General features: G+C 41.2%; 17 protein-coding genes. 14 read left to right on the forward strand and 3 right to left on the reverse strand.

Going from position 1 to position 13,844, the window contains the following annotated elements; genetic code table 11:
- The first annotated feature begins 110 nt into the window (after positions 1–110).
- The 3 genes from rimM to ACWPUA_RS01225 are packed head-to-tail and all read left to right on the forward strand — an operon-like array spanning position 111 to position 1,689.
- The gene (gene rimM / locus ACWPUA_RS01215) at positions 111–629 is read left to right on the forward strand and encodes a ribosome maturation factor RimM (protein WP_454378660.1); all 519 of its coding nucleotides are present in this window, start codon (positions 111–113) and stop codon (positions 627–629) included.
- Positions 619–1,338, forward strand: coding sequence for a tRNA (guanosine(37)-N1)-methyltransferase TrmD (trmD, locus tag ACWPUA_RS01220; RefSeq protein WP_036754201.1), 720 nt, complete (start codon positions 619–621; stop codon positions 1,336–1,338). The genes rimM and trmD overlap by 11 nt, the downstream gene beginning before the upstream one ends.
- Before the next feature lie 12 nt (positions 1,339–1,350).
- On the forward strand, positions 1,351–1,689 hold the full coding sequence (locus ACWPUA_RS01225; protein ID WP_004253071.1) for an ATP cone domain-containing protein: 339 nt from the start codon (positions 1,351–1,353) through the stop codon (positions 1,687–1,689).
- Between the two features lie 29 nt (positions 1,690–1,718).
- On the opposite strand, the gene ACWPUA_RS01230 is transcribed toward ACWPUA_RS01225, so the two are convergent.
- On the reverse strand, positions 1,719–2,039 hold the full coding sequence (locus tag ACWPUA_RS01230) for a hypothetical protein (RefSeq protein WP_454378663.1): 321 nt from the start codon (positions 2,037–2,039) through the stop codon (positions 1,719–1,721).
- 92 nt (positions 2,040–2,131) lie between these two features.
- On the opposite strand from ACWPUA_RS01230, the gene ACWPUA_RS01235 reads away from it, so the two are divergent.
- Positions 2,132–2,347: a YdbC family protein gene (locus ACWPUA_RS01235; RefSeq protein ID WP_006145796.1), complete on the forward strand. Its 216-nt coding sequence runs from the start codon at positions 2,132–2,134 to the stop codon at positions 2,345–2,347.
- A 54-nt stretch (positions 2,348–2,401) separates the two neighbouring features.
- Here the strand turns inward: ACWPUA_RS01235 and ACWPUA_RS01240 are convergent, their stop codons facing one another.
- Both ACWPUA_RS01240 and gor read right to left on the reverse strand, forming a co-directional pair.
- Positions 2,402–2,941 (reverse strand): biotin transporter BioY, encoded by a 540-nt coding sequence (locus ACWPUA_RS01240; RefSeq protein WP_006153208.1) that lies wholly within the window; start codon positions 2,939–2,941, stop codon positions 2,402–2,404.
- Between the two features lie 140 nt (positions 2,942–3,081).
- The gene (gene gor / locus ACWPUA_RS01245) at positions 3,082–4,428 is read right to left on the reverse strand and encodes a glutathione-disulfide reductase (protein WP_454378666.1); all 1,347 of its coding nucleotides are present in this window, start codon (positions 4,426–4,428) and stop codon (positions 3,082–3,084) included.
- A 237-nt stretch (positions 4,429–4,665) separates the two neighbouring features.
- On the opposite strand from gor, the gene ACWPUA_RS01250 reads away from it, so the two are divergent.
- From ACWPUA_RS01250 to ACWPUA_RS01295, 10 genes are all read left to right on the forward strand, one after another.
- Positions 4,666–5,853, forward strand: a complete 1,188-nt coding sequence (locus tag ACWPUA_RS01250; RefSeq protein WP_454378668.1) for an efflux RND transporter periplasmic adaptor subunit — start codon at positions 4,666–4,668, stop codon at positions 5,851–5,853.
- Positions 5,837–6,538 (forward strand): ABC transporter ATP-binding protein, encoded by a 702-nt coding sequence (locus ACWPUA_RS01255; RefSeq protein ID WP_036754211.1) that lies wholly within the window; start codon positions 5,837–5,839, stop codon positions 6,536–6,538. Before ACWPUA_RS01250 ends, ACWPUA_RS01255 begins: the two co-directional genes overlap by 17 nt.
- 1 nt (position 6,539) lies before the next feature.
- Entirely contained in the window at positions 6,540–7,799 is a 1,260-nt protein-coding gene (locus tag ACWPUA_RS01260; RefSeq protein ID WP_036754215.1) for an ABC transporter permease, read from the forward strand.
- Between the two features lie 133 nt (positions 7,800–7,932).
- A complete protein-coding gene (gene metG, locus ACWPUA_RS01265) occupies positions 7,933–9,930 on the forward strand; it encodes a methionine--tRNA ligase (protein ID WP_454378671.1) in 1,998 nt (665 codons plus the stop codon).
- A gap of 99 nt (positions 9,931–10,029) precedes the next feature.
- Positions 10,030–10,956, forward strand: coding sequence for an aldo/keto reductase (locus ACWPUA_RS01270; protein WP_454378673.1), 927 nt, complete (start codon positions 10,030–10,032; stop codon positions 10,954–10,956).
- 98 nt (positions 10,957–11,054) lie between these two features.
- Positions 11,055–11,291, forward strand: a complete 237-nt coding sequence (locus ACWPUA_RS01275; RefSeq protein ID WP_000141913.1) for a DUF2829 domain-containing protein — start codon at positions 11,055–11,057, stop codon at positions 11,289–11,291.
- The gene (locus ACWPUA_RS01280; RefSeq protein WP_454378676.1) at positions 11,284–11,982 is read left to right on the forward strand and encodes a 3-oxoacyl-ACP reductase; all 699 of its coding nucleotides are present in this window, start codon (positions 11,284–11,286) and stop codon (positions 11,980–11,982) included. Before ACWPUA_RS01275 ends, ACWPUA_RS01280 begins: the two co-directional genes overlap by 8 nt.
- Positions 11,983–11,991: 9 nt before the next feature.
- Positions 11,992–12,492 (forward strand): NUDIX hydrolase, encoded by a 501-nt coding sequence (locus ACWPUA_RS01285; protein WP_371500747.1) that lies wholly within the window; start codon positions 11,992–11,994, stop codon positions 12,490–12,492.
- Positions 12,470–13,345: a putative PEP-binding protein gene (locus ACWPUA_RS01290; RefSeq protein ID WP_454378678.1), complete on the forward strand. Its 876-nt coding sequence runs from the start codon at positions 12,470–12,472 to the stop codon at positions 13,343–13,345. The genes ACWPUA_RS01285 and ACWPUA_RS01290 overlap by 23 nt, the downstream gene beginning before the upstream one ends.
- Complete coding sequence (locus ACWPUA_RS01295; RefSeq protein ID WP_454378680.1) at positions 13,314–13,754, forward strand: ASCH domain-containing protein; 441 nt, start codon at positions 13,314–13,316, stop codon at positions 13,752–13,754. The genes ACWPUA_RS01290 and ACWPUA_RS01295 overlap by 32 nt, the downstream gene beginning before the upstream one ends.
- Positions 13,755–13,844: the final 90 nt, after the last annotated feature.

Raw genomic sequence — 13,844 nt, forward strand, 5'->3', positions numbered from 1 at the left:
GAAAATCCATGAATGTTCTTCATAATTAAAGAATCGTTATCCCTTTCTCCAACTTGTGAAAATCCCTATAACATGATAAAATAAAGGGAGAAACAGATACAGGAGATCAGATGAACTACTTTAACGTTGGGAAAATCGTCAATACGCAAGGTTTGCAGGGTGAAATGCGGGTCTTATCAGTGACAGATTTTGCTGAAGAACGCTTTAAAAAAGGGGCAGAGCTTGCCTTATTTGATGAAAAAGATCAGTTTGTGCGAACAGTGGTTATCGCTAGCCATCGTAAGCACAAAAACTTCGATATCATCAAGTTCAAGGATATGTACCATATCAATGACATCGAAAAATACAAGGGTTACAGTCTAAAGGTTGCTGAGGAAAATCTCAATGATCTTGATGATGGTGAGTTTTACTACCACGAGATTATCGGCTTAGAGGTCTACGAGGGTGATAACTTGATTGGAACCATCAAGGAAATCCTTCAGCCAGGTGCCAATGATGTCTGGGTTGTTAAACGTAAAGGCAAACGTGACTTGCTCTTGCCCTATATTCCGCCTGTTGTCCTTAATGTAGATATTCCTAATAACCGTGTGGATGTTGAACTCTTAGAAGGGTTAGACGATGAAGATTGATATTTTAACCCTCTTTCCAGAAATGTTCACACCCTTAGAACATTCTATCGTTGGAAAGGCTCGTGAAAAAGGACTCTTAGATATCCAGTATCATAATTTTCGTGACTACGCTGAAAAGGCTCGTCATGTTGACGATGAACCTTACGGTGGTGGTCAAGGGATGTTGCTAAGAGCGCAGCCCATCTTTGATGCCTTTGATGCCATTGAAAAAAAGAATCCGCGCGTGATTCTATTGGATCCAGCCGGTAAGCAGTTTGACCAAGCCTATGCGGAAGATTTAGCTCAAGAAGAGGAACTCATCTTTATCTGTGGGCACTACGAAGGTTATGATGAACGGATTAAGACCTTGGTAACAGATGAGATATCTCTTGGAGATTATGTCTTGACCGGTGGAGAACTAGCTGCAATGACCATGATTGATGCGACGGTTCGCTTGATTCCAGAAGTTATCGGGAAGGAAGCAAGTCACCAGGATGATAGCTTTTCATCAGGTCTCTTGGAATATCCTCAATACACGCGGCCTTACGATTTTCGTGGGATGTTAGTTCCGGATGTGCTCATGAGTGGACACCATGAAAACATACGTCAATGGCGACTCTATGAGAGCCTCAAGAAAACCTACCAACGTAGACCTGATTTGCTGGAAGAGTATGAACTGACAGCAGAAGAAGAGAAAATGTTAGCAGAAATTAAAGAAAATAACAATTAAAAGGAGAAACCTATGCAAGTAATTAAACGTGATGGACAAGTCGCTGATTTTGATCCAGATAAAATCTACCAAGCTATCCTTAAGGCAGCTCAAACAGTCTATGTATTGACTGACGATTTGCGCCAAAACCTAGCTCAAGTTACTAAAAAGGTTGTGTTGGATCTAGAAGAAGCAAAAGTAGAACGTGCGACTATCAGTATGATTCAATCAATGGTTGAGCACCGCTTACTTGGTGCTGGCTACATTACAATCGCAGAACACTATATCTCTTATCGTTTGCAACGTGATTTGGAGAGAAGTGGTTACGGCGATCACATCGCTGTTCACCTTCATTTTGAACAAATTCGCTAAGATAAAAAGAGTGAGATGATAGAAGCATCTCACTCTTTCTTAAATCTTCTTTTTTGAGCCGTTTGGATAGTAGAGGGAACGAAAGTTACTCTTCGAATATCCGACACTCGAATAATACGGCTAACATTTTTGGCGAAATTTTTAACGATAATTTGTTGGCGGTCAGTATCATACTTGATAATATCGCCTGTAAAACTTGACTCAGCAAAAATGATGTGTACAGCTGTTTTTTTAGCTAAGGCTTCTTCAAGTCTAGCAATTAGGGAATCGCTTTTTTCAGGAATGGAATCTTCATGTCCATTGACAAAATCATGGACTTTTTGCAAAGCCTGTTTTAATAAATCTTTCATTCCGGCCTCCCTTCTTTACATCATTATATAAAAATTTTATGAAATCTACAAGATTTTTCGAATAATCAATTGAGAACAAAAAGGAGAAAAACATGGCAGAATTTACATTTGAAATTGAAGAACACTTGCTTACTCTATCTGAAAATGAAAAAGGATGGACCAAAGAAATCAATCGTGTCAGCTTTAATGGAGCTCCAGCAAAGTTTGACATTCGTAGCTGGAGTCCTGATCACACAAAGATGGGGAAAGGAATCACGCTCTCAAACGAGGAGTTCCAAGTGATGGTAGATGCCTTCAAGAATCAATAAGCGTTCATGCAAACATAAATGAAAAGAGGAAGGGAAAAAATTCCGACCTCTTTTTTATTTTTGTGAAAAGTAAGGTTGGCTACTAAGGCGTTGAAGGAGTGGTCGTCCGATAAAACTGATGGCAATAATTTTTGCAAGATCAGGAATGATGAAGGGAATGACGCCGACAGCGAGAGCCTTGTCAATAGGCATACCAGCAAGGAAGTGGAGGCTGAGGATACCACCGACAAAAACAAGTGAATCACCCAAGAGATTGGCTAGGAAGATACGTACAACACCACTATTTGTGTGTGTTAGATAAGATGCAAGTCCTGCATAGACTAGGTCAAACCAAAGATAACCAGCGCTTGGTCCAACTAAAACATGGAAACCAGCTCCACCGCTAGCAAAAACGGGAAGTCCAATAGCACCAAGCAAAAGATAAAGTCCTACAGAGAGAACAGCTTCCCTTGGTCTAAAAACAGTAGCAATGAGCCCGATTGCAAAGTTTTGCAGAGTAAATGGAACAGGTCCAATTGGAATGCTAATTTGGGCTAATACTGCAATCAGTGCAGCCCCGATAGCTGGGATAGCGTAAATGTGTGCTTTTTTCAAAATAGTTAACCTCTTCTATAAATTATAGTAACTATTATACTGGATGAGATAAAATTGTCAACCTATTTTAAAATAAAAGGTTACAAATTTGTAACGGCCGATTGAGATAAAAAAAGAGACCAAGGGGTCTCTCTTTTCTTTTAACGCATGGTCACAAATTCTTCTGAGCCGGTCGGGTGGATAGCGACAGTAGCATCAAAGTCTGCTTTTGTAGCTCCCATCTTGATAGCGACTGCGAAACCTTGGATCATTTCATCGACGCCATAGCCGATACCATGAAGTCCAACTACCTTTTCGTCTGCACCAGCTGTAACGAGCTTGAAGCGAGCTTCTTGACGGTGACTAGTAACGGCAGAATACATAGATGCAAATTTTGAAGTATAGACTTTGACGTTTTCTTGACCGTACTCTTTTATTGCTTCTTCCTCAGTCAGACCGACTGTTCCGATTGCTGGGTGTGAGAAAACTACAGTTGGAATAGTAGTGTAGTCCATTTTGGCATTGGTTTTACCGTTGAAAAGTCTCTCGGATAGGGTACGACCGGCTTTGATTGCGACAGGAGTTAGTTCCTTTTCACCTGTGACATCCCCAAGAGCGTAGATACCTTCAACGACTGTGTTCTGGTATTCATCAACCTGGATAAAGCCACGTTCATTGAGGGTAACACCAGCTTTTTCGAGTTGAAGTCCTTCAACGTTTGGACGGCGACCAGTTGCCCAGATAACTTGACTGGCAGTATGAGTGCTGCCATCTTCGAAATGAATGGTAATACCTTGTTCAGTTTCTTCAAGTTTTGCTGGAACCTTATGGGTGTGGAGGTTTAATCCAGTATTTTCCATTTCTTGAACTAGACTCTCAACGATATAGCTATCAAATCCACGTAGTGGACGTTCACGACGTACAAAAAGGTCAGTCTTTACTCCAAGTGTATGGAGTACACCAGCTAGTTCGACGGCAATGTAACCAGCACCTAGAATAGCTACCGATTCAGGTAACTCTTCCCAGGCGAAGACATCATCTGAGCTACCACCTAGTTCAGCACCAGGAATAGCAGGGATATGAGGATGAGCTCCAGTCGCAATCACAATATGCTTAGCGCTGATCAATTCGCCATTAACACTGACAGTATGAGCATCAACGAACTCAGCACGTCCTTCAATTAAATCAACTCCGTTACGCTTAAAGCTTCCATCGTAAGACGAGCGAGCACGGTCAATGTAGGCTTCGCGATTCTTACGAAGTGTTGCAAAATTAAATTCGTTATTAGTGCTTGTGAAACCATAGTCAGGTCCATATTTGTGGATACTCTCTGCAATTTGTGCTCCATACCACATGATTTTCTTAGGAACGCAGCCAATATTGACACAAGTTCCTCCTAATTTTTTTTCCTCAATAACTGCGGCTTTAGCACCATGTTCGCCAGCACGATTCATGGTAGCAATACCTCCGCTACCTCCCCCGATGGCGATAATATCATATTCTCTCATAGAAAGCTCCTTTAGTTGTTTTCTAGTCATATTCTATCTTTTTTTGGAAGTCAATGCAAAAATCTGCTACGCTTAAATTTCTTAAGAAAATGCTTGCAAAAATAAAAAAGAAGTTGTATTATATAACTAACACAACAATAAAAGATTTGGCAATTATTTTTGGATGGTCAGAAAGCAATTGTCCATTTTTATGACTTGTGCTATAATCTTAATATATGTTTATAAAAGAGGTATGATATGAAAAAGAAGTCAAAAGCTAAAAAATGGCCCCTATTTACAGCTATCGGAGTTACGTCAGTTCTTGTAGTAGGAGCAGCTGCTGTCCTTCTATTGAGACACCCAAATCAAGCTGCAACACAAGACGAAACTGCAAAAGTCGTTCTTGCCAAAGAGGGATCAGTGGCTTCATCGGTTCTCTTATCTGGTACTGTAACAGCTCAAAAAGAACAATATGTTTATTATGATGCTAGTAAAGGTGACTTGGATGAGGTTTCGGTCTCTGTAGGAGATAAGGTAAGTGAAGGCCAAGCCCTTGTTAAGTATAGTAGTACAGAAGCTCAGGCTGCCTATGATGCTGCCAGTCGTGCGGTTGCGAAAGCTGATCGTCATATCAATGAATTGAACGAGGCTCGAAATACTGCTGCAGCAACACCTGTACTCCCTCAAGCAGGGATTGAAGGCGCTACGGACCAAACTCAAGCGCAATCTTCTACATCAGCTACAGCTTCTATTGATTCACAAATCAGTGATGCCCGTGATGTTCGTGCAGACGCAGCGGCACAACTTGAAAAAGCCCAGGCTCAGTTGGATGCCGCTACAGTTTTGAGTACTGTAGAAGGTACAGTTGTTGAAGTCAATCGTAATGTTTCAAAATCTCCAACAGGAAATAGCCAAGTATTGGTACATATCGTTAGTAACGACAACTTGCAGGTCAAGGGAGAGCTTTCTGAATACAACCTTGCCAATCTATCTGTAGGCCAAGAAGTTACCTTTACTTCAAAGGTTTACCCAGATAAAACTTGGAATGGTAAGATTAGCTATATTTCAAATTATCCAAAGAACAGTAGCGAAGCAAGTAGTAGCTTAGCTGGATCAAACTCAGGTTCCAAATATCCATATACGGTCGATGTAACTAGTGAAATTGGTGATCTGAAACAAGGTTTTACTGTCAGTGTCGAAGTGAAAAGTATGAGTAAAGCATTGCTTGTTCCTATTACAAGTATCGTCATGGAAGAAGATAAAAACTATGTTTGGATTCTTGATGAAAATCAAAAGGCCAAAAAGGTTGAAGTTGGATTGGGCAATGCAGATGCAGAAAACCAAGAAATTACATCTGGTCTGACAGATGGAGCAAAAGTCATCAGTAATCCGACAGCTTCCTTGCAAGAAGGAAAAGAGGTGAAGACTGATGAAGCAACTAATTAGCCTCAAAAATATCTGCCGTAGTTATCGAAATGGTGATCAAGAGCTTCAAGTTCTCAAAAACATTAACCTTGAAGTTCACGAGGGAGAATTCGTGGCTATCATGGGACCATCTGGTTCTGGTAAGTCCACCCTCATGAATACCATTGGTATGTTAGATACTCCTACAAGTGGTCAGTATTTTCTAGATGGAAAAGAAGTCGCTGGTTTGGGTGAAAAACAATTAGCCAAGGTACGAAATCAAGAGATTGGTTTTGTCTTTCAGCAATTCTTTCTCTTGTCCAAAATGAATGCTCTCCAGAATGTTGAACTTCCCTTGATTTATGCGGGGGTTCCTGCTTCAAAACGTCGCAAATTAGCAGAAGAGTATCTGGAAAAGGTTGAACTGACTGAGCGTAGCCATCACTTGCCATCGGAGTTGTCTGGGGGGCAGAAACAAAGGGTTGCCATTGCACGAGCTCTTGTCAACAATCCTTCTATCATCTTAGCCGATGAACCAACAGGAGCTCTAGATACCAAAACGGGTAATCAGATCATGCAACTCTTAGTTGAATTAAACAAAGAAGGAAAAACAATCATTATGGTTACGCATGAGCCTGAAATTGCCGCCTATGCGAAACGTCAAATTGTCATTCGTGACGGTATCATTTCGTCTGATAGCGCCCAAGTAGAAAAGGAGGAAAACTAAGATGCAGAATCTGAAATTTGCCTTTTCATCTATCATGGCCCACAAGATGCGTTCCTTCCTGACCATGATTGGGATTATCATAGGTGTATCCTCTGTTGTAGTTATCATGGCCTTGGGTGACTCTATGTCTCGTCAGGTCAATAAAAACATGACCAAGTCCCAGAAAGACATTCATGTCTTTTTCTCACCTACTAAGAGTAAGGACGGTTCCTTTACACAAAGACAATCTGCACTGACCTTGTCTGGCGGTCAAGAAGAAGATTTTGTTGAACCACCAAAACCTCAAGAAGCTTGGGTTAAGGAAGCTGCAAAGCTCAAGGGAGTAGATAGTTATTACGTAACCAACTCAGCCAATGTGACCTTGACTTATAAGGATAAAAAGGTCGAACACGCTAACATGACGGGTGGAAATGTCACTTATATGGATGCGGTCGAAAATGAAATCATTGCAGGTCGTGGACTTAAAGCACAAGATTATAAGGATTTCGCAAGTGTGATCATTTTAGATGAAGAGCTTGCCAATAGCCTTTTTGGTTCTGCAAAAGAAGCCCTCAACCAAATTGTTGAAGTAAATGAAATCAGTTACCGTGTTATTGGTGTTTATGCAAGTAAAGAAGCTAAGGCTGCGAAAACATTTGGAGTCGGAGGACTACCAATTACGACCAATATTTCCTTAGCGGCTAATTTTAACACAGATGAGATTTCAAATATTGTCTTCCGTGTCAATGATACTAGCTTAACCCAGACTTTAGGACCAGAGTTAGCAAGAAGAATGACAGAGATTGCAGGTCTTCAACAAGGGGAATATCAAGTTGCAGATGCGTCTGCCGCCTTCCAAGAAGTACAACAACTCTTCGGCTTCATAACAACGATTATTAGTGCCATTGCGGGAATTTCCCTCTTTGTTGGTGGTACTGGTGTTATGAATATTATGCTTGTTTCAGTGACAGAGCGTACTCGTGAGATTGGTCTACGTAAAGCACTAGGAGCAACACGGGCTAATATCCTGGTTCAATTTTTGATTGAATCCATGATTTTAACCTTATTAGGTGGATTCATTGGTCTACTGCTTGCTGCAGGGGTGACTATGCTTGCAGGTGTTCTTCTTCAAAACATGATTGCAGGAATCGAAGTTGGTGTATCCATCCCAATCGCTCTCTTTAGTCTAGCGGTCTCAGCTAGTATCGGTATGATATTCGGCGTTCTACCAGCCAACAAAGCCTCTAAGCTCGATCCGATTGAAGCTCTTCGCTATGAATAATTTAAAAGATAAAAAACGAGATAGACATCAGTCTGTCTTGTTTTTGTATGGATTTCTTTATCGAAAATCATTAAAAATATGGTATAATGAAGTGTTAGAAAAACAGGTTTCATTAGCCTGGAAAGGAAATATTATGTCTGAAAAGAATTTTTATATTACAACACCGATTTACTATCCATCTGGTAAACTTCATATCGGTTCTGCCTACACAACTATCGCATGTGATGTCTTAGCACGTTACAAACGCCTGATGGGCTACGATGTCTTTTATCTGACTGGTCTTGATGAGCATGGCCAAAAGATTCAACAAAAAGCAGAAGAAGCTGGCATCACGCCTCAAGCCTATGTTGACGGAATGGCAGTTGGAGTTAAAGAACTCTGGCAATTACTAGATATCTCATATGATAAATTTATCCGTACCACAGATGATTACCATGAAAAAGTGGTAGCACAAGTTTTTGAACGCTTGCTTGCTCAAGATGACATCTACCTAGGTGAATATTCTGGTTGGTATTCAGTCTCAGATGAGGAATTCTTTACAGAAAGTCAGCTTGCGGAAGTTTTCCGTGATGAAGCTGGAAATGTGACGGGCGGTATCGCACCATCAGGTCACGAGGTTGAATGGGTTTCAGAAGAGTCTTATTTCCTTCGCCTCAGCAAATACCAAGATCGCTTGGTCGAATTTTTCAAATCACATCCTGACTTCATCACTCCAGATGGTCGCCTTAATGAAATGCTTCGCAACTTCATTGAACCAGGTTTGGAAGACTTAGCAGTATCTCGTACAACCTTTACCTGGGGTGTACCAGTCCCATCAAATCCGAAACACGTTGTCTATGTATGGATCGATGCCCTTCTTAACTATGCGACAGCTCTTGGTTACGGTCAAGATACACATGGTAACTTTGATAAGTTCTGGAATGGAACAGTCTTCCATATGGTTGGGAAAGACATCCTTCGTTTCCACTCGATTTATTGGCCAATCCTTCTTATGATGTTGGATATCAAATTGCCAGATCGTTTAATTGCCCACGGTTGGTTTGTCATGAAAGATGGCAAGATGTCCAAGTCTAAAGGGAATGTCGTTTATCCTGAAATGTTGGTAGAGCGCTATGGTCTCGATCCACTTCGTTACTACCTCATGCGTAGCCTTCCAGTTGGTTCAGACGGAACCTTTACTCCAGAGGACTATGTAGGACGTATTAACTATGAATTGGCAAACGACCTTGGAAACCTCCTCAACCGTACGGTTTCAATGATTAACAAGTACTTTGATGGTCAAATCCCTGCCTATGTAGAAGGTGTAACAGACTTTGACAATGCACTTGCTCAAGTGGCAGAACAATCAATCGCTGACTACCATACCTACATGGAAGCAGTTGACTATCCACGTGCACTTGAAGCAGTCTGGACCCTCATCTCTCGCACTAACAAATACATCGACGAGACAGCTCCATGGGTACTGGCTAAGGACGAAGCGCACCGTGAGCAATTGGCAAGTGTGATGAGCCACTTGGCAGCTAGCCTTCGTGTCGTAGCTCACTTGATTGAGCCATTTATGATGGAAACCAGTCGTGCAGTCTTGACACAACTTGGTCTAGCAGAAGTTTCTAGCCTTGAAAACTTGAGCCTAGCTGATTTCCCTGCAGGTGTAACAGTAGTTGCCAAAGGAACACCAATCTTCCCACGTCTCGATATGGAAGAAGAAATCGCCTATATCAAGGAACAAATGGAAGGCAACAAGCCTGCCGTCGAAAAAGAGTGGAATCCAGACGAAGTTGAACTCAAACTTAACAAGGAAGAAATCAAGTTTGAAGACTTCGATAAGGTTGAAATTCGTGTTGCTGAAGTAAAAGAAGTTTCTAAAGTAGAAGGTTCTGACAAGTTGCTTCAATTCCGCTTAGATGCTGGTGATGGTGAAGACCGTCAAATCCTTTCTGGTATTGCAAAATACTATCCAAACGAACAAGAATTGGTCGGCAAGAAAGTACAAATCGTTGCCAACCTCAAACCACGTAAAATGATGAAAAAATATGTCAGCCAAGGGATGATTCTCTCAGCTGAACATGATGGTAAATTAACCCTTCTAACAGTTGATCCAGCTGTACCAAACGGAAGTGTGATTGGGTAAGATTTCAAAGGACCAGTTTGAACTGGTTCTTTTTTGTAAGGTGGCAGTTGATAAAAGAGGCATTCTGCTTTATAATGAATGAAAACGGAGGAAATTGCCATGAAATACATTCCATTTGGTCAAGAGAAAAGAGAATTGTCCGAAATCGTTCTAGGCATGATGCGAATCAGTGACAAGTCGGTTAAAGAGGTTGAGGAGTTGGTTGAAACAGCCCTATCTGTAGGAATCAATGCCTTTGACTTGGCAGATATCTACGGTGGTGGTCGTTGCGAAGAATTACTGGGTCAAGTGTTAAACAATCGTCCTGACCTGCGAGAGAAGATGTGGATCCAGTCCAAGTGTGGCATTCGCATAGAAGAATTTACCTATTTTGATTTTTCAAAAGATTATATTTTAGAATCAGTAGACGGGATTCTAAAAAGATTGCAGGTTGATTATCTAGATAGCTTGCTTCTCCATCGTCCAGATGCTTTGATGGAAGCTGATCAAGTGGCCCAAGCCTTTGAAATTCTACACACATCAGGTAAAGTTCGAGACTTCGGTGTCTCCAATCAAAATCCTATGATGATGGAATTACTGAAGAAAGAGGTCAAACAACCTTTATCTATCAATCAATTACAACTAAGCGCAGCTTTCACGCCAGGATTTGAATCAGGTTTCCATGTCAATATGGAAGGTGACAAGGCAGCTTTGCGTGATGGTAGCGTCTTTGAATACTGCAAATTAAACGACATGGTTATTCAAGCCTGGTCAGTCTTGCAGTTCGGATATTTCAAAGGGAATTTTGTCGGCAATGAGAAGTTCCAACAACTAAACCAAGTCCTAAATCGATTAGCCTTAAAATACGGTGTGAGCCCATCAGCTATTGCTATCGCTTGGGTGTTACGCTATCCAGCTAAGATGCAGGCAGTAGTAGGAACAACTAACCCTAAACATTTGATAGAAGCAAGCAAAGCAAGTCATGTCAACCTAACTCGAAAAGAATGGTATGAGGTTTACCTCGCAGCAGGGAATGATTTGCCTTAGGAAAAAATGCATTTTAAGAAATCACAGTCAAAAAGCCGTTGAAAAACGGTTTTTTGTTATAATGAAATTAAGATTTATAGATAACAAAGGAGAAAAACATGACATTTGAAGAAATTTTACCTGGACTAAAGGCAAAAAAGAAATATGTACGTACTGGATGGGGTGGGGCTGAAAACTATGTGCAGCTTTTTGATACCATTGAGCAAAATGGCGTCGCCCTTGAAGTGACACCCTATTTCCTCATCAACGTATCTGGTGAAGGAGAAGGTTTTTCTATGTGGAGTCCAACTCCTTGTGATGTCTTAGCGACGGATTGGGTGGAAGTGCATGACTAAACGTGTATTGATTACAGGTGTTAGCTCAGGGATTGGTCTGGCTCAAGCTCGACTCTTTTTAGAAAAAGGTTATCAGATTTTTGGAGTGGATCAGGGTGAAAATCCTGATTTACAGGGTGACTTTCACTTTTTACAACGTGATTTAACACTTGACTTAGAACCAATTTTTGACTGGTGCCCTCAGGTGGATGTTCTCTGCAATACAGCTGGAGTTTTAGATGACTATAAACCTTTACTAGAACAATCTGCCCAGGAAATCCAAGAGATTTTTGAAATCAACTATGTGACTCCAGTAGAGTTGACCCGCTATTATTTAACGCAAATGCTGGAGAATAAAAAAGGGATCATTATCAATATGTGTTCCATTGCTTCAAGTCTAGCAGGCGGTGGTGGACACGCCTATACCTCGTCTAAGCACGCCTTAGCTGGTTTTACCAAGCAGTTGGCTCTAGACTATGCTGAAGCTGGGATTCAGGTCTTTGGCATTGCTCCTGGTGCAGTTAAGACTGGTATGACAGCAGCTGATTTTGAGCCAGGTGGTCTGGCAGACTGGGTAGCCAGTGAAACACCTATTAAACGCTGGATTGAGCCAGAGGAAGTGGCAGAAGTCAGCCTCTTTTTAGCAAGTGGGAAAGCAAGCGCCATGCAGGGACAAATCTTGACTATTGATGGTGGCTGGAGCTTGAAGTAGGAGAATCTGATGGAAATCAAAAATCACTTTGGGGTATACGGAGTCTGTCTTCAAGAGGGAAAATTGCTCTGCATTGAGAAAACGAGAGGCCCCTATCAGCATCGTTTTGACCTACCAGGTGGTAGCCAGGAAGTAGGGGAGGGACTGACTGAAACCCTCAAGAGAGAAGTTCTGGAAGAGACGGGTTATATGCTTAGCCAGTATTTAAATCCTAGGATTTATGATGTGCTGGTTCATGAAGAAGGGCAAGACTTCGCCGTACATCATATCATGGCCTTTTATGATATTGTACTTGATTTAGAACGCTCTCAAAAATCCCTTCCTCAGGAAGTTTTTGACGGAAGCAATGATTCAGCAAATACCATTTGGGTCCCTATTGAGCAGATGACCCAAGAAAATGCCTCACCATTAGTATTGAAGGCGAAGGCAGAGTTACGAGGATTTCCAGAATTGGACAAGACCTCTTACATGAATTGGAAGGTAAAACATGCAAAATCAACTGGCTTTTAGTGGCGAAAGAATTGATGAAAAAGTTTATCCCCAGTTATTGAACCACGTCGGCTTGATTCGTGGGGAATACTTGTTGAGAGAGCTCAACCAAAACATCCTGTTACCAAGTTGTCAGCAATTTGTAAAAGATTATCTAGACACTATTTGCCATTTATACTCAGATGAAGAAGTCTGGTATCGCTTTTCAGAGTTAACAAATGCAGAAGCAAATAGTCTAGACGGGACTAAAGAGTATTTTAATGAACGCCACCCATTATTTGGATATAGAGGGACTAGGCGTTTATTGGCGTGTCCAGATGAATTTCAGGCTGAGGCATATGTCGTTACAGAAGTTTATCAAACCAATCCCAATCTGTCTGTTATTTTTCCTTTTGTGAATGATGCTGAACAGTTAAAACAAGCTATTAGAGTATTGCGCCAGCATGGTTTTACTGGAAAAGTTGGAACAATGATTGAATTGCCGTCAGCTTATTTTGACTTGGACAGGATACTGGAAACTGGTATTTCAAAGATTGTAGTGGGAATGAATGATTTGACTTCTTTTGTTTTTGCCACTGTGAGAAATAGTCAATGGCATGATATGGAAAGTCCCATTATGTTAGAAATGCTGAGACAGATGCAAAATAAAGCAAGGACGAAAAAGATAGATTTCGCCGTAGCAGGATATCTGAATGCTTCTTTCATACAAAAAATGAATCAAATGGATATCAAATGTATTATCCATTACAGTTCTATTCCAGAGATTTTTAATTTAGAGATTGACCATCCAGATCATCTCAAACGTGTAAAAGAAGAAAGTAAAAAATTACAAAGGAGAACCCATGACACCTCAAGAAATGTGGAATGCCTATAAGCAAATTAACCCCTTGATTGGAGATGAGATAGATGCCTGGGCTTTTGGAGTGGATCCAGACCTTTTAGCGGAACTGGTGTTTACAGGCGAAAAAACAGCAACCGCCTCTGCCTACGACCTTTACGCACTAGAGGACGAACCCCTTCCCCAAGAAGGGACCTTTGATGTTATTTTAGGCAGTAAGGATCAAGCTGTCTGCATTATTGAAATTACAAAGGTTTCCGTTCAGCCTTTCAAACAGGTTTCAGCCGACCATGCCTATAAGGAAGGTGAGGGAGACAAATCTCTGGCCTATTGGCGTCAGGTTCATGAAGATTTTTTCAAAGACTGCTTTGGAGAAGCAGGTCTGGCTTTTACACCTGACAGCAAGGTGGTTTTAGAAGAATTTCGCAAGGTCTACCCCTTGTAAAAAGCAGACATAAGAAAGTTTTGGAAATCACTATCCAAAACTTTTTTCTGACTTTAAATGATAAAATAGCCAAACAAAAAGCGGACAATC

Source organism: Streptococcus sp. Marseille-Q6504 (assembly GCF_965111625.1).